This is a genomic window from Pseudomonadota bacterium (assembly GCA_018823135.1).
Taxonomy (GTDB): domain Bacteria; phylum Desulfobacterota; class Desulfobulbia; order Desulfobulbales; family CALZHT01; genus JAHJJF01.
The window spans coordinates 12,732-39,009 of sequence record JAHJJF010000136.1 but is presented as its reverse complement, the minus strand read 5'-3'; the positions used below and the strand labels follow the sequence as shown (position 1 = coordinate 39,009).

Below are 26,278 nucleotides of genomic sequence, written 5' to 3'. Positions count from 1 at the left end.
CCTGTGCAGGTTCGAGGTCTTATTGTATTGATTTGTACCTGGTTGCATACTTTTTGTTCAGAGTGGAAAGAGTTCTGAGATACTCCTCTTTGTAGACGAGACTTTCAGAGACTTCCAGTTCAGCAAGCATCTGCTTAAGGGGGTATCTGATGTCAATTCCGTATTTATTCATTCCTTTTTCATTTGAGCGGTCCAGGATGAGAATGCTGTAATAGCGGACCATCAACCTGAGATGAGAGTCCCGGCGAAAGAGGTAGGATTGGCCGCCAAGGGTGTTGAGGAAAAAACTTGCGTATTCGTAGAGATGTTCCAGGGGAAGATGGATTATAACCGTATCTGATCGGCATTTTTCTTCGTTTTTTGACCATTGATAAAAAAGCGCCATGGTCAGTTCGAGAATTCCCGCTTCCCTGGCGAGGATCTCCCTTGCGGTTTCGAGATCAGCTTTCCCCAGTACCCTGAAGAAATGTGCAGTGTTCTGTAATACCGAGATAAGGTTTTTCGTCTCATCGATGATTACCGGAGGGTTTTGGGTGAGTTTGGTGATGAGTTTTTGTGTAAATGCCTGGGTGCCCTCTGTAATGTTTCGTTTTTCAATATATTCCTGATCATCAAGATATTTGAAAAAATCCAGGATTTTCTGGTTGAGTTGTTCACAGGAGGGTTCATTCGATTTCTTATCAGCAAGCTCCATATCAAGCAATGGCGAAGGAGCAAGCAATTGGAGATCAGAGCTGATTCCTTGTTGTTCCTCGCCTGTTGTCAGGGTGGTTAATTGTTTTTCGAGATTTTCAACCTGTTTTTCCCATTCCTTTTTTTCCTGATTGACCCTTTTCTGGCTGGCCTTTTCGATTGTTTTGTCCCAGCTGATATAGGCGATCACCGCAAGGCAGATACAGACTACGATTGGCAGCAACCAGGGATTTCTCTGTTTGACGCGGCTGGTGGCAGTATTTTTTTTCATGGGCTGTGCACTCCTGGTCCAAATTGTTCATCAGTACGTTCATGGAGCGATTGGCGAATGTTGGTATTCAATTAATAGGGCAGTAATGTATCGTGCTTCCATCGCAACGTCAAATGAAAACATTTGCGCCAATCCTTTCTGAAAGTTAAGGTGCAAAGCAGGTTTGGCAGCGAAGGACTTTCGAAAAAAACATTTTAATGATCCGAAAAAAATCTGTATTATTTGATGAAGATGTTTCAGTTATTGAGAGACCATGTTAGGCCTGTCTAACCCGAAGGGTGAACAATTTTTCAACCCTATTCATGACATCGGGCTAATAAGCTTATTGTTTATTGGAACGAGCAAAGGATTCCAGGATGAACATTGACCATGAAAGGAAACAAACCAAGAGTAAATGGTATGAGAATTATCTTCCTTTTATAGCCAGATCGCCTGAAATGCAGATAAAGTGGCTTGTTTCAGTGTTCAGGAAGGGGACGTTGACCGACCAGGAAATCACTCCTTATATCAGGTTGCTGCTCACTGAAGAAAGCGAATACCGGATGGTTCATCTAAAGGAATTGTTTAAGGATGTTGAGCCATCTGTGTTGACAAAAATGCTCCTGGCTGCTGATATTTATGACACAATAAAACTCATGGGTATTTTACCAGACCCCATTGTTTCTGACCTGGTGATTGCGCTTAAAAAAACGCCCCCTCCTTATGAGAAAAACAAGGAACTCCTTGTAGACAGACTGTATAAGACGATCTATGACCGTTCGCATGGACTTCTTGACAAGGCGGCAGGATTGATCCTAAGCACTGATAACATCCCTGAAAATTTCGAGTTTGCTTATGGCAGGTTCAAAGAGATAATCCGAGATGAAGAATTATTAAGTTCTCTTTTCCCCAGGGCAAAAGTCTAGCCCGTGTTTCTCACGGACACTTCATCATCAAGGAACAATGGTTTTAATTGCATGGGGCTCAGGTAAATTTGGCTGAGTTTTGCATAATCAGCGTGTAAAAATACAGCAGCCAACAACTTTGGTTAAATGTCTGCCAAAGGCAAACAACTACAGCCGCATCTCCTTCGAAATCTTGCAGGCTCACTTCTCTGTCTCAGGGTGTTTGGTATATGCAAATAGAGCCAACACCTTGTTGCGTGAATCTGCAACCGTCCCGGTTTGTAAGAAAAGCGGCCTAGAAACAGGGATGTCCGGGCAAAAAAAAGCTCCCCGCCAAATAATTGGGGGGGAGCGGGGTAATCAACTAAAGGCAGACTATTATTATTTTTTCCCCATCGCCCGTTTTGAAGCTTTCAGTGGATTGACTTTAACTTGAGAGACAGCTAATTCTATTTTTGCGTGGGTCGCAAAATTGCAGAGCCCAAGACGCCATTTGCTCTCAGGGTTTGAATAAGAAGTACAAAATTTATTGTTGTTATTTTCAATAATTCTGTCGCAGCCTTCGCATTTGTCGATAATGTGTTTGAATAAACCACTGCTGTAAATTTCTGTTGAAGCCATCTGCGCTGCTTTGTCCACTTTTTTTCGTTCAGCTTTTGCCATGGGAGAATCCTCCTTTATTCATTTCATCCGGAATAAAGTGAAAGATGAAATGGAACTAATATGTGATTGCATAATGATTTTTAATTGTAAAGAATCATAAGTTTATTTGAAGAAGAGGACTTTTTTAAAAAAAAAACAGGATATTGTCAATAGAAATCTTTAGCATGACGCAGGTTGATTAAGAAAACAAAAGAGATATCCCATTGATTTAAAATAGATAACTTCCGAATATGTTGTTTTTTTGTCTGAACACTTCAATCGGAAGCGGATTCAAGTACAATTACTTGATTTTTTTATATAAAACGATCATTTTTGTATTTATTTCAATGTTTTTACAGAGCCTGACGCCGCGCTCTCGTCTGCGACGGGCATTTTTTTTGTCCGACAAATATTTGATTTTGTTCAAATTGCTATTGTATTCAGCACCATCTTGATTTATAAATTAACAAATGTTTGTTAATTTGATTCCCGTCAAGCAAAGGGGTTAGGTATGCCGATATTTATTTGGAAAGGAAAGAATTCCTACGGAGAAAAACGCAAAGGTAAATTTGAAGCGCCCTCAATTGAGGCGGTTGAAAATCACCTGAAGAAAATGCGGGTCAAGCCTTCCAAAATTAAAGAGGCGCCCAAAGACGTTTTGGAAAACTTTGAGATGTTCAAGCCCAAGGTAACCGGCAGGGACATCGTAATTTTTACCAGACAGCTTTCAACCATGATTGATGCCGGGTTGCCCCTTGTGCAAAGTCTCGATATCCTCGGTAATCAGCAGGAAAATCCTACTTTCAAAAAGGTGCTCAGGGAAGTGCGCGTCGATGTTGAGACTGGTACCACCTTTGCCGATGCCATGAAAAAGCACCCCAAGGTTTTTGATACTTTGTACTGCAATATGGTTGATGCTGGCGAGGTTGGCGGTATTCTTGATACCATTCTTTCACGACTTGCGCTTTTTATGGAAAAAGCAATGACCCTTAAGAAAAAAGTAAAGGGTGCAATGACCTATCCGATTATCTGTCTTTGTATCTCTGTAGTAATTCTTGGTGTTATTCTTATTTTTGTTGTTCCTGTATTCGAGAAAATGTTTGCGGATTTCGGTGCGTCTCTTCCCGTTCCGACCCAGATTGTTGTGGCCATGAGTAATTTCATCAAGGCCAAAATTTTATATATGATTGTGGGTGTTGTTGCCCTGGTGATGATTTATAAAAAGATTTACAGCACCGAAAAAGGCAAGATCAAGATTGATGGTATGATGATGAAAGTGCCGGTTATGGGTGAACTTATCCAGAAAGTTGCGGTTGCCAAGTTCACCAGGACTCTCGGAACCATGCTGCAAAGTGGTGTGCCGATTCTTGAATCCCTCAATGTTGTTGCGAGAACCGCCGGCAATAAAGTCATTGAAATAGCTGTCTATCGGGTAGCGGACAGTATCAGTGAGGGCCGGCCGATTGCGGAGCCTTTGGACGAGACAGGCGTTTTCCCGAGCATGGTTGTTCAAATGATCAATGTCGGTGAATCAACCGGTGCCCTGGATACAATGCTTGAAAAAATCGCCGATTTTTATGACGAAGAGGTTGACCAGGCAGTGGAAAACCTTACGGCCATGATCGAACCGTTCATGATGGTTTTTCTCGGCGGCATGATCGGTGGGCTTGTTGTCGCCATGTATCTGCCGATATTCAAGCTGGGCGATGTCGTAGGTTAAGCAAATAATTGTCGCCAGCTGTTGTGGTTCTTTGAACCCGGGGTTGAATGGATCGCCAGTTGATGTTTGGGACATTTCTTTTATGTAATCTTAATGAATATGCAGGGTGGAGGATATTATAGATGGGTGAAATAATAGGGGTTTTAGGAAGGGAAATTATTGATTCAAGGGGCAATCCCACTGTTGAGGTTGAAGTATACCTTGACAGCGGGGCAATCGGTCGGGCAATGGTTCCTTCCGGCGCTTCTACCGGCGTTCGAGAAGCTCTGGAGTTGAGAGATACCGGCAAGAAACGTTATATGGGCAAAGGCGTTCTCACCGCAGTCTCCAATGTCAATCAGAAGATTGGCCCGGGCATAGTCGGCCTTGAATCTACGCAACAGGTTATTGTTGACGAGACAATGCTGGAGATGGACGGCACTGAAAATAAGAAGAACCTCGGTGCCAATGCAATTTTAGGAGTTTCCATGGCTGTTGCCAGGGCCTCGGCGAATGAACTCGGTTTGCCGCTGTATTCCTATCTTGGCGGGGTGAATGCCAAGGTTTTGCCCGTGCCGATGATGAATGTGTTAAACGGCGGCGCCCATGCAGACAATAATGTAGATATTCAGGAATTCATGATAATGCCGGTGGGGGCAAAAAACTTTGCCGAGGCCTTGCGGATGGGGGTTGAAACCTTCCACAGTCTGAAAGCGGTCTTAAAGAAAGCCGGACATCAAACCGCCGTGGGTGACGAGGGTGGATTCGCACCGAATCTGCGGTCCAACGAAGAGGCCATGGAGTCCTTGCTTGAGGCGATTGTCAAGGCTGGTTATAAGCCAGGGAAAGAGATCTATATAGCCTTGGATGTAGCGGCAAGTGAAATTTATAATGCAAAAAAGAAAAAATATGTGCTGTCGGCGGAAAGCAAACCTGAAAAAACTGTTGATGCCTTGATAGCCTTTTATGAAGATTGGGTGAAAAAATATCCGCTCATATCTATTGAAGATGGGCTTGCCGAGGGTGACTGGGCCGGGTGGAAAAAATTAACCGCGCAATTGGGCGACAAGATTCAGCTGGTCGGTGATGATGTTTTTGTGACCAACACCAAGATCCTTGCCAGGGGAATTAAGGAGAAGGCCGCCAATTCCATACTCATAAAACTCAACCAGATCGGTACTGTTACTGAAACCATTGATGCTGTTGAAATGGCCCATCGGGCCGGGTTTACCGCGATTATTTCTCACAGGTCCGGAGAAACCGAGGACACAACCATCGCAGATCTGAGTGTGGCGTTAAATACCGGTCAGATTAAAACCGGTGCGCCCTCAAGAACGGACAGGGTTGCGAAGTATAATCAACTTCTCAGAATCGAAGATGAATTGGGTGCTGCGGCAAAATATGCGGGCAAGGACGCATTGGAATATATTTCTTGACAATATCCAGTGATTCTGGTTTGTTATGCATTATTGAACTCAAAGGAGGGTTTAGGGGATGACTCTTACGAAGGCTGATCTTGTTCAGAAGGTTTATCAAAATCATAATCTTACCAAGGCCCAGGCAACAGAAGCCGTTGAGGCTTTTTTGAAAATCACCAAATCCTGTCTGGAAAAGGGTGAAGACCTTCTGCTGAGTGGCTTCGGCAAATTCAACGTTAAGGCAAAGAATGCCAGGCGTGGGAGAAATCCGCAGACCGGCGATGAATTGATATTGGATGCAAGAAGAGTGGTTACCTTTAAGCCGTCCGGGATTTTACGGAGCAGGATTAACGGTGAGTGAAAGAGGCATCTGTGATCGCCCATTGATCAGTGGTGCCTGAAATTTTCTTCGAAGTACAGGTTATAAATCGGACGGGTTGGTTTCCCATTTAGGAAAGCGACCCGTTTTTTTTATTGGTATGAATTCTCTCCATCTGTTTGAATCGATAACATATTCAATACGAATGAATTCGTAAATGATCTGGTAGTCAGCGTGCTCCCATAAATCAATTTGTTGCTGGACGTTGAAACTGTCGGACGAATGTTCGGAGATTAGCAAGGCTCGCTTACCTCCGAGGCGGAGAATAATAATGAAATCAAAAAGTTTACAGGAATTGTCGGAATTAGTGGGCGGGGAAATTTCCGGTGATCCTGCGGTATTAATCAATAATCTTGCTGATTTTGATACTTCCGGACCAGGAGACATTACATATCTTGTCAAGGCAAAAAACATTGAAAAATTGGATGAGATTGCGGCTACGGCGGTTATTGTTCCTTTGTCCATCGAAAAAAGCGCCAAACCTTTGATCCGGGTCCGCGACCCAAACCTCGCCGCGACAATAATCCACAATTATCTGCTTAAGGAGTCTTTTCATGCTTTCGGTGTGCATCCCAAGGCCCACTTGGGTAAAGACTGCATAATTCCTGAACAGGTCAGCATCGGCCCCATGGCGGTAATTGGCGACCGGGTTAAAATCGGCAAAAGGGTGACGATTCATCCAGGTGTTGTATTGGGCGATGAGGTGGAAATCGGTGAAGATACCGAACTTCATGCAAACGTTTCCGTGGAAAAAGGATGCAAGATTGGTTCAAGGGTCATCATAAACAACAATACTGTTGTCGGCAGTGAGGGTTTCGGGTATGCAACGGATGAAAGGGGCCGGCATATCAAACGACCCCATGTGGGTACGGTTCAGATTGATGATGATGTGGAGGTCGGTGCCAATGTCTGCATAGATCGGGGGACCTTTGGGAAAACCTGGATCAAGCAGGGAACAAAAATTGATAATCTTGTTCAGGTAGCGCATAATGTGGTTATCGGAGAAGGCTGTCTTATCGTCGCTCAATCAGGTTTTGCGGGAAGTGTAACCTTGGGCTCCCATGTAATTATTGGTGGCCAGTCAGCAGTGCGCGATCATATCAAAGTCGGCAACAGGGCCATGGTAGCAGGGAAATCGGGCGTTTCAAGTGACGTTGAGGATGGAGCCGTTGTTTCAGGATTTCCGGCGATCCCGCATAAGCAATGGCTGAGGGCGGCAACCGCGTTTGTCAGGATCCCTGATTTGATTAAGAATCTTCATGCTCTTCAAAAAAAGGTGGATGCCCTTTTATTGAATAATCAAACGCATGAAGATACAAAAGATGAATAATGCCTCTCTTGATTCAATGTCATCAGAAGCCAGAGGCAGAATTCAGAATGGGCCATTTTACAGCAGTTCTTTTGGTTTCAGGCTACTGAATTCTAAATTCAAATTTAATTACTAAATCGAAGTCGCAGATTTATTCATTGGTATTCAGTTAGTTACGTATACTCAGAAAGTTCAATCTATTAATTTTTGGAGGACGATGGAATGAGTTCCGATAAAATACCGTTTCATATCATGGATATTATGAAACTGTTACCGCATCGATATCCCTTTGTTCTGGTGGACCGGATTGTGGAACTGGAAGAAAAAAGAATTGTCGGTCTGAAGAATGTCACAATTAATGAACAATTCTTTCAGGGGCATTTCCCGGAAGATCCGGTGATGCCGGGTGTTCTTATCCTGGAAGGTCTTGCCCAGACCGGTTGTGTTCTTGCCTATAATACAGAGCCGTCGATGATTGGCACGAAACTCGCTTATTTTACCGGCCTTGACGCCGTGAAATTCCGCAAGAAAGTTGTTCCCGGTGATCAGCTCTTGTTTGAGGTTATTGCGGTTAAAAGGAAGATGGGGCTATGGATATTAGCCTGCAAGGCTTTTGTGGATGGGGAGTTGGTCGCCGAAGCCCAGCTTAAGGCAACTTTTGCTTAGTTCATAAAACATCGGCACAAGAATGTTATTATCTCAGGATCAGGATACCGCCTGTTTAATTAAATTATGAGTAATCCCAAGGAAAATTAATGAGTATACATCCAACCGCTATAATTGATCCGGGCGCAGAACTTGACAGCTCCGTTACCGTAGGCCCCTATGCTATCATCGAAAAAGGCGTTAAGATTGGTGCCGGCAGCGAAGTTGCCGGACATGCGGTCATATCAGGATCGACGTTTATCGGCGAAAGAAACAAGATCGGCTCTTTTTCAACAATCGGCGTTCCACCGCAGGATTTGAAGTATAATAACGAAGATACCCGGGTTGTTATCGGTAATGACAATATCATCCGGGAGTATGTTTCCATTCACCGGGGGACCCCTTCAGGCCGCAGCCAGACTACCATCGGCAGCAATAATCTGCTCATGGCCTATGTGCATATCGCCCACGACTGCAAGTTGGCTGATTATATTATCATGGCCAATGCCGCCCAGTTGAGCGGCCATGTTGATGTCGAAGACCGGGTGACTTTCGGCGGATTTGTGGCGGTCCACCAGTTTACCCGTATCGGTAAATATGCCTATGTCGGCGGCATGTCGGGGATTACCAAGGACGTTCCTCCCTATTTGCTCGTTTCCGGAACCAGAAGTGGAATGAGGATTACCGGCATTAATAAAATAGGTCTGAAGCGGTCCGGTTTTGATAATGAAACAATCCGGAAAATGATGAAGGCCTATCAGATTATTTTTAAAACACCGGGACTCCTTCTTAAAGATGCCCTGGATCAGGCATTAGAAGAAATTCCTGATTGTGAGCCGGTAGAGTACCTGGTTAATTTTTTCAATAATTCTCAGCGTAATGTTGTAAGAGAAAGCAGTGATGACGAGTAAAATCGGCATCATCGCCGGAGGCGGGCAATTCCCGTTGCTTTTTGCCCGGGCTGCAAAAGAGCAGGGCAGGGAAGTCGTCGTCGTTGCGCACCGGGGAGAAACAATGCCTGAGCTGGAACAGGAAGTTGACTGTTTCCATTGGGTAAAACTCGGGCAGCTCGGGAAAATTATCAAGTGTTTCAAACAGGAAGACGTCAGTGAAGCCGTGCTTCTGGGGACGATCACCAAAACCAGGATTTTCAAGGATGTTCTGCCTGATATTAAGGGTCTGACCCTGTGGAATAAAATTGATACCCGCCAGGATGATGCCATCCTCAGAGCTGTGGCCGGGGCCATTGAAAAAGAAGGCATCCGCATCCTCGAATCAACGGTTTATCTTCAGCATCTTCTTTTCCCCAAAGGGATTCTCACCAAGAAGAAGCCCTCTGAGGAGCAAATTGACGATATACGCTTTGGGTGGCGCATTGCACGTTCTGTGGGCGAGCTTGATATCGGTCAGTGTGTTGTGGTGAGAGACCGGTCGGTGCTTGCTGTTGAAGCCATTGAAGGGACTGACGCCGCGATAAAAAGAGGCGGAATCCTCGGAAGTGAGAAGGCTGTAGTGGTAAAGGTCAAGAAACCCAATCAGGATTTCAGGTTTGATCTGCCGGCAATCGGCCGGACTACTATTGACAGCATGCTGGAAGTGAAGGCAAAGGTTCTGGCCGTGGAAGCCGGGCAGTCGCTGCTTTTTGACAGAGAGGCGGTGATTCGGCAGGCTGACAAGGCGGGAATTATTATTCTCGGGATCGAGGAACCGCAAAATGGCGAGCTTGCCTTTTGATACGCTGTTTGCCGCCTGGAAAGGCCGTTTCCTTGGTTGTCACGAAACCCACCACCTCTTGTGACCCGGATAGATTCTACCGATCCGGCGATAGAGTAAAAGGGTTTCTTTGAACCGCAGAATATCGAACAAGAAATTATGAATATCGAAGTGAACTTCATTGGAACAAAGATAAATGTTTTTTAATGCTTCTATGTTTCCATAAACGGTTAAGGTGAAAAAGGAACTAAAGTGGAAAGTAATTTTTGTTGATCAGTGCCCCTTTGATTTTCCTTCATTATTCGATATTTCTTGTTCGATATTTGATATTCAAATCAGTTCGCCTCCAGTGAGGGTGCTACCTGAGACCTCCAGATATGCTGGAGGAGTACTTATTAAAATAGTCTCCAGCCTCTGAACATTATGGGGCATTCTTAACGAATTTCTATTGATACAGCAGATTTGTCATGAAAGCCATGATACTGGCGGCCGGGCATGGAACCCGGCTCAGGCCCTTTTCCTTTAAACGCCCGAAACCCTTATTTCCGGTTTTGGGGGTGCCGCTGATCTATTATCATCTCAAACAATTAATCAGTTCGGGTTGCAAGCCGATTGTGGTCAACGCCCACTATCTCGGCGATCAGATGAGGACACATCTTGAGGGCAATCCTTTCGTGATCCTGCAGCAGGAAGAGGAGATTCTGGGCACCGGCGGCGGCTTACGACGTGCTTTGCAACATTTTGATGAAACGCCGGTGCTGGTCGTCAATGGCGACATCTTTCATACCATTGATTTGGCTGCAGTGTATGAAAAGCATTTGCAAAGCAATGCAACCATAACCCTGGTTCTGCACGATTACCCGCGCTTTAATACGGTGCAGGTATCGGATGATGGTCTGGTGACGGGATTTGCCACCGCGGAAAAGGCGGTTGGCGGCAAGGGAAGAACCCTTGCCTTTACCGGGATCCATGTAATTGATCCTGCAGTTCTTGCAATGATTCCGGGGAATGAATTTTATAATATTATCGACTGCTATCGGCAGGTTTTGCAGGATGGTGGCAGGATAAACGCTCTTGAGCTGCAGGGGCATTTCTGGAAAGACATCGGCACTCCGGAGGATTATCTGGGGCTCCATGCCGCGCTGTTGACCGGTAAGGATGTGCCAGCCAGTCACAAGCAGCGGAAGCCATTTTATTGTGCCGCGAATGTGCAGATGGGCCGGGACGTTATCCTGTCGGACTGGGTTTCCATGGGCCAGGATGTACGGGTCGGTGACGGTGCGAGACTTGAGCGGGTTGTGGTCTGGGATGGCGCGGATATTCCTGCCGGCGCACATTACCATGACACGATAATCATTTGACCGAATTTGTAAGGCGGATATTTTGTCTTCAGCGTTCCAACAAAAAATCCTGGAATCACTTAAGCAGGTCGCTCCGGAAATCAATCATGGGGCCTGCCGGTTTGAAACGCTTTCAGGGGACGGCTCTGATCGGTTGTTTTTCAGGGTGCGTTGTAATGATCATCAGCCGCTGATTGCGATTTTTCCTTCACACTCTTCACCCAGGGCGATGTCGGAAGCCCATGCCGCATACAGTATCGGCAAGCACTTTTATTCGTGTGGCATTCCGGTACCGGAAATTTTCGGCTTTGATCATGTTTCCGGTCTGATCCTCTGTGAAGACCTGGGTCAGGAACTGTTTCATGAATATATTAGCAGCCGATCAATTGATGATCCTGCGGTCAGGGAATTTTATAAACAGGCGATTGCAATCCTGGTCAGAATACAACTGGAAGGGCGAAAGGGATTTCAAACCCGATGGTGCTGGGATACCCGGAAATACGACCGGCAGCTGATGCTTGATCGTGAGGCAGGATATTTTTATCGGGAATTCTGTAATAATTTTCTGGGAATCAGCGCAGATGGTCAGAGAATCGATCAGGAGTTTTTAAGGCTTGCGGATCGTGCCGCGCAGGAACCAGCTGAATTTCTGATCCACCGGGATTTTCAATCAAGGAATCTGATGGTGAAACAGGGAATGATCCGCGTCATAGATTTCCAGGGAGCCCGCCTGGGACCGCTGGCCTATGATCTGGCTTCCCTGGTCAATGATCCTTATGTTTCCCTGTCTCACGTTGTACAGGAAGAATTATGCCTTTATTATGTAAACACGATCCGGGAGCACATATCTCTTGACAAGGATACCTTCTTGAAAGGGTATTATTATATTGCGTTACTCAGAAATCTGCAGGTTCTCGGCGCTTACAGTTTTCTTTCGCAAAGCAAAGGCAAGTATTTTTTTATGGATTACCTCAAGCCCGCCCTTGATTCATTAACAAGGCATCTGATGCTTCCTCTGGGGAGTGAGTTTCCGGCGCTTGCCGATCTTGCGCATGGGTGCGCAGAGAAACTGGCAGCGGTGATTGCCCAAAAGAACCATTAACTTATGTAAGCTGGAGAATATAATGACCCGTGAACAGTGTCCGCTCATAGCCCTTGTCGGAAGGCCTAATGTGGGGAAATCAACCTTTTTCAACAGGTTGTCGAAATCCAGAAAGGCCATCGTCGACCCCACTCCGGGAGTCACCCGCGATCGGCATTACGAACGAGTTGTCTGGAATGACCGGCCGTTTATCCTCATCGATACGGGTGGTATTGAGGTCGGGCAGCATGAAATGATCACCGGACTCATCCAGGACCAGACATGGCAGGCTGTGCAGGAGGCGGATATCATCCTTTTTCTGCTTGACGGAAAGTCCGGGGTGCTCAAAGAGGATTACGACATTATAAGTCTTCTTCGCAAGGCGGCAAAACCGATATACTATATTGTCAATAAGGTTGACGGTCCGGAAGTTGAAGATATCATGATGCCGAAGTTTTACGAACTTGGGGTAAGTGAATTATGGCCTGTTTCTTCGGAGCACGGCTATGGAATAACTACTTTTCTGGACAGTTTCACCGAATCGTTGAAAGAAGAAGAGACTGATGCTGATCAGGAATTGCCTGCCAATACGATCCGGGTGGCCTGCATCGGTCGCCCGAATGTCGGAAAATCCTCGCTGATCAATCGTCTCCTTGGCCAGGAACGGATGGTTGTCTCAGAGATGCCGGGCACCACCCGCGATTCGGTGGATGCCTTATTAACCAGGGGGGAAGATAATTATCTGCTGATTGATACGGCAGGGATAAGAAGAAAAGGCAAGGTCAGTGAAAAGCTTGAGAAATTCAGCGTCATGCATGCCTTGTCGGCCCTTGAAAAATGTGATGTGGCACTTTTGCTGATTGACGCCGGCGAAGGGATCACGGAACAGGATACCAAGGTCATGGGATATTGCCTTGAGCGGGGCCGGGCCTGCATAATCGTCATCAATAAATGGGATCTGGTCAAGGGCGACACCAAAAGGCAGAAATGGGTTCTTGATGAAGTGGAGCGGGCGACGGTTTTTGCCGGTTATGCCCCCAGTATGAAAATATCCGCCCTTTCCGGTTCCGGGGTGAAGAATATATTTCCGGAGATTCAGAAGGTCCACCAACAGTTTAGCCTCGAATTCACCACCAACAAGCTCAACCGGGTTCTCCAGAAAGCCGTGGAAATCCATACGCCGCCGATCCATAAAGGAAAGAGACTCAAACTCTATTATGTGACGCAGGTGTCGACAAAACCACCGACCTTCATCATCTTTGTGAACTATCCCAAAGGGGTTCACTTTTCCTACCACCGTTTTCTGGTGAATCAATTCAGAAAGGAACTCGGTCTTGATAAATCGCCGCTGAGGGTTGTTTTAAAAGAGCGGCAGCGGAAGAAATACGATTGATTCAAAAGATACCTTAATTTGGCTATTGATTTGTTTTTTCGTTTCAACATAGAATAGCAGTGGAAAGTTGCCTCTGCTCTCTTTCGTGTTTTAACGTAGTTGCAACATCATAAAACCCCGTCAGTTTCTCGTTACTATTGGAGGTTTTAATTGATGGCCGAATCTGCCTTTGTCTTTCATGCGGAGAAGCTGAGCCAGGGAAAAACCGCCCTGCTTGAGAACTTTCTCTCCCAGTCTCGAGCGTATCATACGGATGTCGCCGACCATATTGATTTATGGCGGCAGACCGTCTATACGATTACAGATTCGCTATCACAGTGGCTTACCTCATGCACAAAAGTTGATATCCCTTATGCCAGGGACCCCGCCCTCAACGATTCGGTAAATGAATTGGGAAATGAGCTTGCCACCCTGTTCAAAACAAGCGGATTGTTGTTTGATCAGTTTGGCAGACGACTGAAAAGGCTGCGCTCCGTGGTCATTGACTATGTGGCGCATTATATGGAAGACACCGGGCAGAGTATCAGCCCGCGTATTCTTGATTATTTCGACGCCCTTGAGATTGCTTCCTTTACCCGATGGGTGCGGGATGATGCGGCAAAACTGAAAAAAGATCTCCGGGAGGCCAGGCACTCCATCCTGTACGAAAAAAAGCGCTATTTTTCGATATTTCAAAAAATTTCCGAACCTGCCTTTGTTATCGACGGCAATATGAACTTTGTTGATGTGAATCATGCTTTTGAAGCCTGTTTCGGACTGCGGGCAGACGAGGTTGTCGGCAAATCCTGTTGTGATGTTGTCGGCAGGAAAGCCTGTACCTCCTGCGCACTTGAAGAGGCGCTTAAACAACAGACTTCGTTTTCCGATATCCAAGTTTCAATTGATGTGAATAATGAAATAAAAATCTTTTCGATGGCCGGCGCAGCCCTTGGTGACATGGGTGCTGATCTGCCGGGGGGACTGGTCATACTTCAGGATCTTACTGAGAAAATGAAGATTCTCGATGCACTGGAAGAGAGTGAGGAAAAGTACCGGTCCCTTGTTGAGAATGTCCCTGAAGTCACATGGCGGGTGGATCAGGACGGCAATCTTCTCTTTATCAGTCCCAATGTCCGGAAATTAACCGGATATAAGCCTGAGGAAATCATTGCTTCCGGTCCCGCGGGCAGATCCGAATTGATCCATGAGGATGACGCGGAAAAAGTCAGGGAAGAGTTCGGCCTGCTCTTTGCCGAGAATAAAAAATTCAATATCAGGTACCGGTTTAAAACAAAGGACGGCGACTGGATCTGGCTTCATGACCGGGCCGGCAATATCTATGAAAAAGACGGGGTCTGGATGGCCGACGGTGTGGTATCGGACATCACGGAACTGCAGCGCGTACAGGAAGAACTGGAGGAATACCGGGACTGGCTTGAAGATCTGGTTGACGAGAGAACTGAAGAGCTCAAGTTTTCCAACGAACAGTTAAAGCATGAGATTGATGATCGGCAACAGGCCGAAGAGGCGCTCATAAAACTTGCTCTCCGCCTCAAGCGTTCCAATACTGAGCTTGAACAGTTCGCCCATGTGGCGTCCCATGATCTCAAGGAACCGCTGCTTCTGATAATAGCCTTCAGCGAACGCCTGCTCCATCGTTATGGGCAGGTCCTCACCGGCTCCGGGGAAGAATATCTTGATCGTATCCTCAGGGCGGCGAGAAAAATGCAGCAACTGGTTGATGGACTGCTGCAACTGTCGAGAGTCACGTCAAGTAATCGCCAGTTCGAACCCATTGATCTCACCGACCTTATCCATGAAGTGGTCCAGGACCTTGAGGAAAGCATCAATCTGGCGGGCGGCAGGGTGGAGTTCGGCCCGCTGCATACCCTGAACGGGGACAGGGTGCAGGTCCGGCAATTATTTCAGAATATGATTACCAACTCGCTGAAATACCGGCGCGAGTATGTACCCCCGGTCATTACCGTAAAAAGTACGCTTATTGGTGACGAATTCTGTGAGATCACTGTTCAGGATAATGGCATTGGTTTTGACGAAAAATTTATCACAAAGATATTTCAGCCCTTTGAAAGATTACATGAAATACCCGGTTGCGAAGGGTCCGGAATCGGCCTTACGACCTGTAAAAAAATTGTCAGTCGCCACGGGGGAGAGATCACCGCAAGAAGCAAACCTGACCAGGGCGCTACATTTATTGTCAGATTGCCGCTCAGGCAGGCTGTGGATGAGGGCGCAGCAAAACTCGATCTCAGTTGATGACCTCCAATCTATGAACGTTGTTGCGGTTCAAGCTGTTTTTTTACCATGCAGCCTGATCCAGATCAGCACAAATCACTCACCGATAATTTTGACCAGTACTCGCTTTTTCCTGCGGCCATCAAATTCACCATAAAATATTCGTTCCCAGGTGCCGAAATCAAGTTGTCCTTTGGTGATCGCAACAACCACCTCTCTGCCCATCACCTGCCGCTTCATGTGGGCGTCGGCGTTATCCTCGTAACCATTATGTTTATACTGCGACACCGGTTCATGGGGCGCGAGTTTTTCCAGCCAGACCTCATAGTCATGGTGCAGGCCGGATTCATCGTCATTGATAAAGACAGAGGCGGTTATATGCATCGCATTACAGAGGAGAAGGCCATCGGTAATACCGCTATCTCTGAGGCATTCCTCAACCTGGGGAGTGATGTTGATAAATGCCCGCCGGGTGGGCACCTGGAACCACAATTCCTTCCTGTATGATTTCATAAAGATTCTCCTGGTTTTCTTTTGATCGATAAACATAACCTGCATGAAAAGTTGTGGCGGGTTCAATGGTGCGGAATAGCTTATTGGTCTCATGTCAGGGTTAAACCACCGTCTTCAGACGGTCAGCTTTGAGCATGTAAATACTATGAGTTTCAGGCACAGAGGCAGAAGGCAGAGGGCACAGAGTAAAGTGGAATAAAGAAAACCATATGAAGAAATAACGGCACTGATTGTCTGTCGATCTACAAGGTGTTTGTTTTTTACACTTTGTGCCTTCTGCCTCTGTGCCTCAAGCTATCGGCTTCAGTCGATAGCGGTTGACTTATCTGTTTTTGTGTTTGTCAGCTGCGGCCTGATTTTTTCCCAGGTATCCACAAGCTCATGACGGTTGTTGAAGTTGACTGACAGGGTGAGGCCATCGGTTTCAAATGCCTGGCTGTGAGCCAGGGTGATATTGCCGGGCAGCGCAAGGCTCGACCGGAGTTCCTTGAACTGCGATTCGGCTTCAGTTAATCTGGGTTGTTTTTTCTCAGTAAGCCTGGCCATGAGATGCTGGGTCTTTTGAGGCGGGTTGGTTTCCTGATTCTGCAGGATATCCCGAAGCTCGGCATCGGACAGGATTGCAATGATATTTGTCCGGTTCCGGGCGGCAAGTTCCTGGCAGATTGAGGTGATTTTTCGTTGATTGCCGACGCTGAGGTGCAGAAACTCAATTGTTTCAAAAAGAGTCATGCGGTCGACAAAGGGCATCTTGAGCATCTCACGGGCCACAGTTTCATCAAGGACGCCGTTTTCAAGGGCCAGGAGAAGATGATCTTCAAGGTCCAGAAGATTGAGCAGTCGTTTAATCTGAAAGCTTCCCAAAGGAAGTCCCATGACCGGAAGAAATTTTTCCGCCGCAGTTTTTTCATCGATCCATTGCAGGGCTTTCTTGAAGAAGATCGCCTTGCCGATAACATTTATCTTTCCTGAAACACACATCTCCTCAAGGGCAATGGCCAGGGCATCGATGTTGGATGTTTTTTCCGACAGCACCATGCAATCACAGCTCAGCTGATCAAAAATTTCACGGCAGGCAAGGAGTCGTTTTTTGCCGGTGACGATCAGGTAGCTGCCGGATTCTCTGGCCAGGAGAATCGGCAGATGGAGAATTCCCACTCTTTGTATCGATTCTCGAAGCTCATCCGGAACATGATCACTGTTTGCCGGGGAAAGGCTGAAGGTGTCATCCAGATAGTTGATTTGATTAAAAAGAACTCTTGTGGTACGCATGAATTAACCAGCCCTTAAACTTTATGTAATGCTTATGATGAAACGATGCTGGGAGAGATCCTGAAAGATCGTTCTGTTTGATTATTGTTTCTTGCCAGCCCTGAAGCTTTCTGGTTGCGAAAGCGCAGGAATAAAAAAATCAAGCCTTGACACAACACTATACACATTATCAAAATTGAGAGCCATTTGTTACTTGTAAATAATCCTGCATCGCCTGATGCAGAATTGAACGGAGAATTGATTTGAAGGTCATTCTTATTGCGGCAGGCACCATCTGCGGTCGAATAAGCCCGGCCGGGTTCGGAAGCGGTCTTGACCGGGATTTTCTTGAAGCGGCGCGTGGGGAATCCGATGCCAGCCTTATGGGTGCCCAGACCCTTCGTGAATCCGACCCTGAGATGAAAATTGCCGGAGTCATACCGCAGAAAAGAATCCGGGCAGTTATTTCAGGATCGGGAGATATTCCGATAGATAACAGGAAATTGTTTGCAGGCAAGCCTTTACCAGTTATTTTTACCGGAGAAAAAGGCAGCAAACGTCTGGAGCAAAATCTTGCCGGCAGGGCGCGGATTATAATACTGCCGGAAATGGACAAGGGGCTTTCAATCAGCAGAGCCCTTGATGAACTCAGGGGTCTGGGTGCTGAAAAAATTCTCATCGAGGGCGGCGGAAAACTCAATTATGCGGCCCTGAAGCAAGGCGTGGTTGATGAAATATATCTGACCCTTGCGCCCTATGTTTCAGGGGATGAGAATGCTGCGAGCCTGGCTGATGGTCCTTGCCCCTTAGGGCTTTCATTCATGCAACTTGAACTGTATTCCTGTGAACCGCAGGAAACCGGCGAGGTTTTTCTCCGGTACCGGGTACAAAAGGAGAAATCGTAAATGCTTGACAAACAGGAAATGGCGATACTTTTTTCAGGGGGCACTGACTCCCTGGCTCTTTACGGGCTTGCCGCAGCCGGCAATCTTGAAGACCTGAAAAAACCTCGAAGGATTCATCTCCTGCATATGCTCAACGGCCTGAGCCGGTTTCACGACTTTCCACAAGCGCGTTTTCAGGTGGCAAAAGACATTCTTGCCAAACGGGTTCCCAAACCGGCAGACCTTCCCGAAGCTCTCTATGTCGAACTGGATATGGGGCGGCTTTTTCAGGGGCTCTGGCTGGATCATTATGAGGAATTGATGCCCCGGTTCAACGGCAAGAATCTTGTCTGTGTGGCGTGCAAACTTGCCATGCACACCCGGGCCCTTTTATATTCCATGGAACACCTCGTTCCGTCCATTGCAACCGGATACAGCAGCAAACAGGATTATTATCCGGAACAGACCCCGGTGTTCATGGAAAAAATTGCGGAATTCACCGGGCATTTCGGGGTGAAATCGACTTTCCCGGTGTACGAGGCGTTTGATGACAAAACCATTACCCGTCACACCCTTGAGGACCTGGGGCTGCCATCAACCGGCGGCGGCGAGAGAAAATGCCTTTTTTCACAGACCTTGACCACGGCAACGGCGAAGGAAATAGGCCAGTACATGGATGAGATGATTCCCCGGTTGACGGAATTTGTCGACTTGAAGCTTGCCGGTCGAGTCAAGGAGGCGGCCCGGTGTTTTCCACCCGGCAACACCCATGGCCTGAAGTGATGAAAAGGTTGAAAAATAAGTGAGTTCTCCTCCAGCATGGCTTTCGACCTCAGGTACCCCCCTAAAAGGGTGCCCTAACTACAGATTTGAATATCGAATATCGAACCGCAGAATAGCGAATGATGAAGGATAATACCGACAGATACCTTTTGACCTTCATCGTTTTGAGGAACGAATTGTCCGCATGAAAGGTCTTCTTCCTTAAACTTCATGTTGTTCACTTCGATATTCGACATTGTCCTCTAACAGAATATCGGACGATTGGCACCTTATTCGATATTTTGCGGTTTCAATAAAAATTGATTTTTCGCCGGATCCGTTGAACCTTTCCGGGTCCACCACCATAGGTGGTGGGTTTCATGAAAACTAATGGAGTTTTCCTGCCCATGCTGATCAGCTGCATTATTCCAACCCGAGATCGCAGCCTCATGGTTCAGGAGGCCATTGCCAGCGTTGTTGATCAGCGGCGGGATGATCTGGAAATTATTGTGGTTGATGACGGTTCGGTTGACGGCACTCTGGATGTTCTTGAAAAACGATATCCGTCTGTCGGCCTGATCCGGCTTAACGGGCTCGGCCCAGGTCCTGCAAGAAATGCCGGGGTGAGGGCCTCAACGGGCGAGGTGATCATGTTTCTTGATTCCGATGATTGCTGGCTGGCGGATCACGCTCAGGCATTGATTGATCTGCTCGGCAAGGGCTACGAGGCGGCCTACGGCACTACCAGGACCTTGGATCAGGTCAACGGCGGGGAGTTCTTGATACCGGAGTGCGGAGCCGGCATTCAAGGGGATTGTCTGCCGGAGCTCTTGCGGTGGTGCTCCATGGTGCCGTCCTCTTTTGCCCTGACCCGCGAGGCTTTTGACGAAATTGGCGGTTTTGACGTGCAGGGAAAGGATGGAATCGGCGAGGACTGGGATTTCTTTATACGCCTGGCTTCCAGGTTTGAATTTGGTTTTGCCGGCAGGGCGCCGATTACTATCAGACGTCTTCATCAGGGAAGTCTCTGTCGCCTGAGCGATCACCGTAAAATACTTGATCTTGTCCGGCGGCTGCGGGATATTATCAGGGAGTTACCAGAGACTGATTCTGTGGCGATGGATCGTTTTCATGCCATGGAACAAATGATTATCCAGAGAGGAGAACAATGGACAACCGTTCAGGATTGGTACGAGATGGCGAAAAAACAGGGGATGCTCTGAGATTTATTTCCAGTGATGATCATCGGAAAGCTCTTGCCAGCAGTGTCGACATCCCCGAACAACTTCCCTCATTCGCCTTGCCGCTCACCGCAGTGGGGATTTCCAATAAAACCGTCTGGGTGCATCTCCCCCAGGGCAGACTGCCTTTTAACGCCGAACTTCAGGTAAATCTGCCTGCTGATGTTCGCGGCATACACATGTCAAGGATGGAAGAAGTCATTTCCGAACTTCTTGAAATCCGTTTTACCAGCCTCAATGATTATGCCAGGGAACTGGGGCGCCGGATGCTTGCCCGGCAGCAGGGATGTCAGGGCAAGGTCAAGCTTTCCGGCAAACTGCCGTTTATCAGGGAAACACCGGTGAGCAAACACATGTCCATTGATTCTGTGGACATTGAGTCGAGGGCGGTTTTTGAAAAAGGCGATGCAGAAATTCTAACCTCAATCATGGCCGGTGCCGGAGTCTGCCACATTACAGCGTGCCCCTGCACCCAGGCGTATAACCAGGAGATCTATCCGCCCCAGGAATGTCCGCTCCCCACTCATTCCCAGCGGTCTTATACGCAATTGTCCATTGAAATGGATAACGCCCGGCCCGGGATTGACGAAATAATCGCCTGCCTTGAGGGTGCCTTACATGTCACCCAGGATTTATTGAAAAGACCCGATGAGGCGGAAATTGTCATGAAGGCGCATCAATATCCGCAATTTGCCGAAGATGCGGTGCGAGAGACAGCCAGGGCGGCAGGCAGGCGTTTTGCCGGGAGGCTTCCGGAATCGACGAAAATCCATATCCAGTCGTTGAGTCTTGAAAGCATCCACATCCATGATGTGCAATGCCGGCTAGAAACAACCCTGGGTGATATCAGCAAGCTTCTTCAGCCGGGGCGCTCATGACTGTTGTGGTAACAAATCTACTCAATGAATATCCTGCGAAAATATTTTATGCGCTGGCGGAGATCTGCGAAAAATTCAAGGGAGAGATGTATTTTGCCGGGGGCGCGGTGCGAGACTGGTATAGCGGCGAACGCACCGGAGACCTGGATATCACCGTGTCCGGCGATGCTTTTTCATGCGCCTCGCAGATGGCGGCGCGGTTGGGCGGCGCCTATGTGCCGCTTGATGAATCCGAAGGGGTGGCCCGGGTTGTCTGGAGAGATTTGATCTTTGACTTTTCCTCGTTTCGGGAAGGCGCCCGGTCAATTGAGGAGGATCTGCAAAAGCGCGATTTCACCATAAACGCCATGGCCGTTCGCTTTGAGCCGGAAAAAGGCATTGACCTCCAGTCATTTCAGGTCATTGATCCCACAGGCGGCATCAGGGATGTGAAGGATAAGATTATTCGGGCAACCTCTGATCAAGTCTTTGAAAAAGATCCGTTGCGGTTGCTCAGGGCGTATCGTTTTGCCGCAACCCTGGACTTTAAGGTCGAGGAAAAAACCGGGCAGCTTATAACTTCCCAGGCGCACCTCCTTGAAAGAACTGCGCCCGAACGAATCTCCTATGAGCTGGAAAAGATCATGCAATCCCCCCGGGCATATCAGGGCTTTTCGGCAATTGCGGCCAGCGGCCTGCTGTGGGAAATAATTCCCGAATTGCATTCCGGCGTCGGCCAGGTTCAACCGCAAAGCCATCATCTTGATGTTTTTTCCCATAACCTCGCGACCCTTGCCTGGATGGAAAAAATCTGTGCCGCGCCCCAGGAGGTGTTTCCGAAACACCATGGTTTATTTGTTGCATATCTTTCTACCGAAAGAGTGGTTGTGCTGCTGAAATGGGCGGCGCTGCTCCATGATATAGGCAAGCCATCGACCTGTGCACTACGTGAAGATAAAGCCGAGTTGAGCAGCTTGTCTGCTCAAACGAGACTTATGCCCTTGCGGTATAAAATTACCTTCCATAACCATGACAAGGCAGGGGAACGGATGGTGAAAGATATATGCGCACGGCTGCGCTGGAGCAGACGCGATACGGAAAAGGTTCTGCTTTTTATCGGCCTGCACATGTGGCCCTTTCATCTGAATAATGTCAGGGTCAGGGACGGGGTTTCCGCCAGGGCATGCCTGCGGCTCATCAAGGCAACGGGCCATGAATTTCCAGGGCTCTTTCTGCTGGCAATGGCTGACAGTCTGGCCGGGCAGGGCAAGGAAAAGCCTGCAGGCATGGAAGAATCCCTGGCCATGCTTTTTTGCGAGGTTGAGGCGCATTACCGGGAAAGCATCCGGCCGGTCCTGACCTTGCCCCGTTTACTTGACGGCCATGAATTGCAACACATTTTTAAACTGCAACCCGGGCCGATCTTTAAGGAGATATTTGAAGGTATTGAACAGGCCCAGGTTGAAAAAAAGGTAATCACCCGGGAAGATGCGATTGCCTGGGTGCAAGAATATATCCGGGAAAACAAGGGTGACAGGGAACTCCCTCCCATAGCCAGATAAACTGAGCGGTCAAATTTAAATTGACTTTCAGTGGAGCGGCGTTGTAGCCTGAAGTATCACAACTACCTGGAATGTTTAGCCATCCGAGGCTGTGCGATGGAGTCTTTTCGAGTTCATAAACTTTAATGTTTTATTGCCATTTGAGAGAAACATGCCCAAGAAAATAATCGCCGAGCCCCCCGGTTCCCCCACAACCTTCGATCCTAAACGTATTGAGGATCTTAAGCAAAAAATCACCCATCATCTCCTGACCGTTCAAGGCAGGGATCCGGAACGCGCCGGCATCAGAGATTTATTCAAGGCCATTGCCTACTCCATGCGTGATGTAATGGTGGAGCGCTGGATACAAACCCAGAAAAGTTATTACGCCAAAAAAAAGAAGCGGGTGTATTACCTCTCCCTTGAGTTTCTCATCGGCCGTTCCCTGGGCAATGCCTTGATAAATCTCGGCATTCTCGATGAGGTTACCGAGGCCGTGGAACAACTGGGTTTCGATCTGGAATCGGTACGGGAGGCTGAAGAGGATGCCGCCCTGGGGAATGGCGGCCTGGGCAGGCTTGCCGCATGTTTCCTTGACTCCATCGCCACTTTGCGGATACCTGCTTACGGCTATGGGATCAGATACGAATACGGCCTGTTTTATCAGAAATTACTGGACGGCTTTCAGATAGAAAATCCGGATAACTGGCTTAGGTTCGGCACCCCCTGGGAATTCGAGCGCCAGGATACTTTTTTCCCGGTATATTTTTACGGTCGGGTGAAAAGTTATACTGATGCCGATGGCAATTATCGCTCAAGCTGGATCGATACGGAGGAGATCGTCGCAACTCCCTGTGATTATCTGGTGCCGGGCTATAATAACGAACATGTAATCAATATGCGTCTCTGGACCGCCAAAGCATCGCGCGAGATCGATCTTTCCTGTTTTAACAAGGGTGATTACATCTCTGCGGTCCAGAGCAAGGTCAAATCGGAAACCGTTTCCAAGGTGTTGTATCCTTCGGATGACATTCGGGAGGGACAGGAGTTGCGTCTCAAACAGCAGTATTTTTTTGTTGCTGCTACTTTTCAGGATATTTTCAGGCGCTATAAAAAGAAGAACACCACCTTTGCGCAGTTCAGTGACAGGATTGCCGTACAGCTCAACGACACCCATCCGGCCATCGCCATCCCGGAATTGATGCGGCTCTTCCTCGACATTGAGGGGCTGCACTGGGAGCAGGCCTGGAAAATATGTGTAAAAACCTTCGGCTATACCAACCATACCTTGATGCCCGAGGCCCTGGAAACCTGGTCGGTTGAATTGATGGCGCGAGTTCTGCCCCGTCATCTGGAAATCATTTATGAAATCAATCGACGCTTTCTCAAAGAAGTATCATCCCATTATTCCGGCGATGTTGAGAAGTTGAGAGCCCTTTCGCTCATTGAGGAAGGCTCTGTGAAAAAGATCCGCATGGCGCATCTGGCCATTGTCGGCAGTCATTCGGTCAATGGTGTGGCAATGCTGCATACCCATCTCTTGAAAACCCGAATTTTCCCTTTGTTTGATGAATTATATCCAGGTAAATTTAATAATAAAACCAATGGTATAACCCAGCGCCGGTGGCTTTTGAAATGTAATCCCGGTCTGGCCTCGTTAATAACCGAGACTATTGGCGATAAGTGGATAACCGATCTGGATCAGCTGAAACAATTGAAGCCCTTTGCCGAGGAAAAGATTTTCAGGAAGAAATGGCATAAAGTCAAAAAGGACAACAAGCAGCGGCTGGCCAGATTGATTGCTGAACAATGCGGCATTGAAGTGTCGGTTGATTCGATGTTTGATGTGCAGGTCAAACGTATTCATGAGTATAAGCGCCAGCTGCTGAATCTCCTTCATGTGATTGTTCTGTATTTCCGATTCCTGGATAACCCTGATCTGAAAGTAGCTTCCAGGACGGTAATTTTTGCCGGTAAGGCTGCCCCGTCCTACTGGCGAGCGAAACTGATCATTAAAATGATTAATTCCGTAGCCGAGGTTGTCAATGCTGATCCCCGGATAAACGGCAGACTGCGGGTGGTTTTTATCCCGAATTATGGGGTGTCGCTGGCGGAGAAGATATTTCCGGCGTCCGACCTCTCCGAACAGATTTCAACCGCCGGCACCGAAGCCTCGGGCACCGGTAACATGAAATTTGCCCTGAACGGCGCGCTTACCATCGGCACCCTTGACGGCGCTAATATCGAAATCAAGGAGGAGGTGGGCGAGGAAAATATGTTCATTTTCGGGATGAATGCCCAGGAGGCTGAAGCTGCCAAGTCTGGTAATGGTGTTACCCCCATGCAGGTCTATACTGAAAATCCTGAGGTCAGACGGGTAATTGATTCAATCAGCGACGGGATGTTTTCCAAGCAGGATCCCGGCCTGTTTCAACCCATTGTCGACTCTCTTCTCAGTCGTGATGATCCGTATCTGCTGCTGCTTGATTTTGAGGATTATATCCGTGCCCAGCATGAAGTGGGCCGCGCCTATCTCGATCAGAAGACCTGGATGCATAAGTCCATATTGAATGTGGCCGGTATGGGTAAATTCTCCAGCGACCGGACAATCAGAGAATATGCAGAGGATATCTGGGGTATTAAGGTCTGATTTCATAGTGCCCGTCCATAAATGGTCCTTCGAAGTCTGCGCTTATCTCGCCCAATCTCAGCGTCATACTTAAAAAATAATCCTCGGAATATCATGTATATGCCTGCGGTTATTTTTTAAGTATTCCTTGATCTTGAACAAAAATACTCATATATGGACAGACACTAGTCAATCAAAAAAAAGGTGAATTCTATGAAAGTCGTGGCTTTTAACGGCAGCGCCAGAAAGGGCGGCAACACCGCCCATCTGTTGAACACCGTTCTTGACGCGCTCAACAAAGAAGGGGTCGAGACGGAACTGGTTGAGCTGGCTGGCAAAAATCTTGCCGGCTGTATTGCCTGTTTAAAATGTTTTGAAAATAAGGACGGACGCTGCGGGGTCAGCAACGATGAGATGAACAGCTACATCGACAAGATGAAGGCGGCGGACGGCATCATCCTTGGTTCGCCCACCTATTTTGCCGATGTGTCCACCAATATGAAGGCATTGATCGAGCGCTGCGGCATGACCTCGCGGGCCAACGGCGATATGTTCAAACGCAAGGCGGGAGCAGGTGTTGTTGCAGTGAGGCGCTGCGGTTCCGCCCATGTTTTAAGTTCGCTCAATTATTTCTTCCTCATCGGCCAGATGATTGTGGTGGGTTCATCGTACTGGAATATGGGGATCGGTGGGAACCCGGGCGATGTCCTGAAAGATGAAGAAGGCATCAAGACCATGAAGGATCTCGGAGTCAATATGGCCTGGCTGCTCAAGAAATTGTCTTGAAACGGCAATTGCAAAATTAATTGGTATTGTGTCCCCAGGTATATGATATCGCGCTGAAATAATGGGAATGAGACAAGGGAAAGGCTGTTTTGATGGCTTATGCCGACCTTTC

General features: G+C 47.6%; 23 protein-coding genes. 19 read left to right on the top strand and 4 right to left on the bottom strand.

Going from position 1 to position 26,278, the window contains the following annotated elements:
* Positions 1–19: 19 nt before the first annotated feature.
* Positions 20–964, bottom strand: coding sequence for a phage scaffolding protein (locus KKE17_14030; GenBank protein ID MBU1711118.1), 945 nt, complete (start codon positions 962–964; stop codon positions 20–22).
* Positions 965–1,320: 356 nt separating this feature from the next.
* Here KKE17_14030 and KKE17_14025 point away from each other — a divergent pair, with 356 nt between their 5' ends.
* Positions 1,321–1,869, top strand: coding sequence for a hypothetical protein (locus KKE17_14025; protein ID MBU1711117.1), 549 nt, complete (start codon positions 1,321–1,323; stop codon positions 1,867–1,869).
* 360 nt (positions 1,870–2,229) lie between these two features.
* On the opposite strand, the gene KKE17_14020 is transcribed toward KKE17_14025, so the two are convergent.
* Positions 2,230–2,469, bottom strand: coding sequence for a PxxKW family cysteine-rich protein (locus KKE17_14020; protein MBU1711116.1), 240 nt, complete (start codon positions 2,467–2,469; stop codon positions 2,230–2,232).
* A gap of 532 nt (positions 2,470–3,001) precedes the next feature.
* On the opposite strand from KKE17_14020, the gene KKE17_14015 reads away from it, so the two are divergent.
* From KKE17_14015 to KKE17_13965, 11 genes are all read left to right on the top strand, one after another.
* A complete protein-coding gene (locus KKE17_14015) occupies positions 3,002–4,210 on the top strand; it encodes a type II secretion system F family protein (GenBank protein MBU1711115.1) in 1,209 nt (402 codons plus the stop codon).
* Positions 4,211–4,332: 122 nt separating this feature from the next.
* Positions 4,333–5,625 carry a phosphopyruvate hydratase gene (gene eno / locus KKE17_14010; protein ID MBU1711114.1) on the top strand — a complete coding sequence of 431 codons (1,293 nt, stop codon included), beginning with the start codon at positions 4,333–4,335 and terminating at the stop codon, positions 5,623–5,625.
* A 58-nt stretch (positions 5,626–5,683) separates the two neighbouring features.
* On the top strand, positions 5,684–5,968 hold the full coding sequence (locus KKE17_14005) for an integration host factor subunit alpha (protein ID MBU1711113.1): 285 nt from the start codon (positions 5,684–5,686) through the stop codon (positions 5,966–5,968).
* A 289-nt stretch (positions 5,969–6,257) separates the two neighbouring features.
* Entirely contained in the window at positions 6,258–7,316 is a 1,059-nt protein-coding gene (gene lpxD, locus KKE17_14000) for a UDP-3-O-(3-hydroxymyristoyl)glucosamine N-acyltransferase (GenBank protein ID MBU1711112.1), read from the top strand.
* Between the two features lie 201 nt (positions 7,317–7,517).
* A complete protein-coding gene (fabZ, locus tag KKE17_13995; GenBank protein ID MBU1711111.1) occupies positions 7,518–7,961 on the top strand; it encodes a 3-hydroxyacyl-ACP dehydratase FabZ in 444 nt (147 codons plus the stop codon).
* Between the two features lie 89 nt (positions 7,962–8,050).
* Positions 8,051–8,851: an acyl-ACP--UDP-N-acetylglucosamine O-acyltransferase gene (gene lpxA / locus KKE17_13990; protein ID MBU1711110.1), complete on the top strand. Its 801-nt coding sequence runs from the start codon at positions 8,051–8,053 to the stop codon at positions 8,849–8,851.
* Complete coding sequence (gene lpxI, locus KKE17_13985) at positions 8,841–9,674, top strand: UDP-2,3-diacylglucosamine diphosphatase LpxI (GenBank protein ID MBU1711109.1); 834 nt, start codon at positions 8,841–8,843, stop codon at positions 9,672–9,674. Before lpxA ends, lpxI begins: the two co-directional genes overlap by 11 nt.
* Positions 9,675–10,120: 446 nt before the next feature.
* Positions 10,121–11,014: an NTP transferase domain-containing protein gene (locus tag KKE17_13980; protein MBU1711108.1), complete on the top strand. Its 894-nt coding sequence runs from the start codon at positions 10,121–10,123 to the stop codon at positions 11,012–11,014.
* A gap of 22 nt (positions 11,015–11,036) precedes the next feature.
* Positions 11,037–12,095, top strand: coding sequence for a phosphotransferase (locus tag KKE17_13975; GenBank protein MBU1711107.1), 1,059 nt, complete (start codon positions 11,037–11,039; stop codon positions 12,093–12,095).
* Between the two features lie 22 nt (positions 12,096–12,117).
* Positions 12,118–13,467: a ribosome biogenesis GTPase Der gene (gene der / locus KKE17_13970; protein ID MBU1711106.1), complete on the top strand. Its 1,350-nt coding sequence runs from the start codon at positions 12,118–12,120 to the stop codon at positions 13,465–13,467.
* Between the two features lie 153 nt (positions 13,468–13,620).
* Complete coding sequence (locus KKE17_13965) at positions 13,621–15,723, top strand: PAS domain S-box protein (protein MBU1711105.1); 2,103 nt, start codon at positions 13,621–13,623, stop codon at positions 15,721–15,723.
* A gap of 75 nt (positions 15,724–15,798) precedes the next feature.
* Here the strand turns inward: KKE17_13965 and KKE17_13960 are convergent, their stop codons facing one another.
* Together KKE17_13960 and KKE17_13955 are read right to left on the bottom strand one after the other, a co-directional pair.
* Entirely contained in the window at positions 15,799–16,215 is a 417-nt protein-coding gene (locus tag KKE17_13960; protein MBU1711104.1) for a secondary thiamine-phosphate synthase enzyme YjbQ, read from the bottom strand.
* A 303-nt stretch (positions 16,216–16,518) separates the two neighbouring features.
* Positions 16,519–17,487 (bottom strand): hypothetical protein, encoded by a 969-nt coding sequence (locus KKE17_13955; protein MBU1711103.1) that lies wholly within the window; start codon positions 17,485–17,487, stop codon positions 16,519–16,521.
* Between the two features lie 242 nt (positions 17,488–17,729).
* Here KKE17_13955 and KKE17_13950 point away from each other — a divergent pair, with 242 nt between their 5' ends.
* From KKE17_13950 to KKE17_13920, 7 genes are all read left to right on the top strand, one after another.
* Complete coding sequence (locus tag KKE17_13950; GenBank protein MBU1711102.1) at positions 17,730–18,371, top strand: dihydrofolate reductase family protein; 642 nt, start codon at positions 17,730–17,732, stop codon at positions 18,369–18,371.
* Positions 18,372–19,133 carry a hypothetical protein gene (locus KKE17_13945; protein ID MBU1711101.1) on the top strand — a complete coding sequence of 254 codons (762 nt, stop codon included), beginning with the start codon at positions 18,372–18,374 and terminating at the stop codon, positions 19,131–19,133.
* 359 nt (positions 19,134–19,492) lie between these two features.
* A complete protein-coding gene (locus KKE17_13940) occupies positions 19,493–20,335 on the top strand; it encodes a glycosyltransferase family 2 protein (protein ID MBU1711100.1) in 843 nt (280 codons plus the stop codon).
* Positions 20,281–21,231, top strand: a complete 951-nt coding sequence (locus KKE17_13935; GenBank protein ID MBU1711099.1) for a GTP cyclohydrolase I FolE2 — start codon at positions 20,281–20,283, stop codon at positions 21,229–21,231. The genes KKE17_13940 and KKE17_13935 overlap by 55 nt, the downstream gene beginning before the upstream one ends.
* Entirely contained in the window at positions 21,228–22,772 is a 1,545-nt protein-coding gene (locus tag KKE17_13930; GenBank protein MBU1711098.1) for an HD domain-containing protein, read from the top strand. Before KKE17_13935 ends, KKE17_13930 begins: the two co-directional genes overlap by 4 nt.
* A 151-nt stretch (positions 22,773–22,923) precedes the next feature.
* Complete coding sequence (locus KKE17_13925; protein ID MBU1711097.1) at positions 22,924–25,401, top strand: glycogen/starch/alpha-glucan phosphorylase; 2,478 nt, start codon at positions 22,924–22,926, stop codon at positions 25,399–25,401.
* A gap of 192 nt (positions 25,402–25,593) precedes the next feature.
* Positions 25,594–26,166, top strand: a complete 573-nt coding sequence (locus KKE17_13920; protein ID MBU1711096.1) for a flavodoxin family protein — start codon at positions 25,594–25,596, stop codon at positions 26,164–26,166.
* Positions 26,167–26,278: the final 112 nt, after the last annotated feature.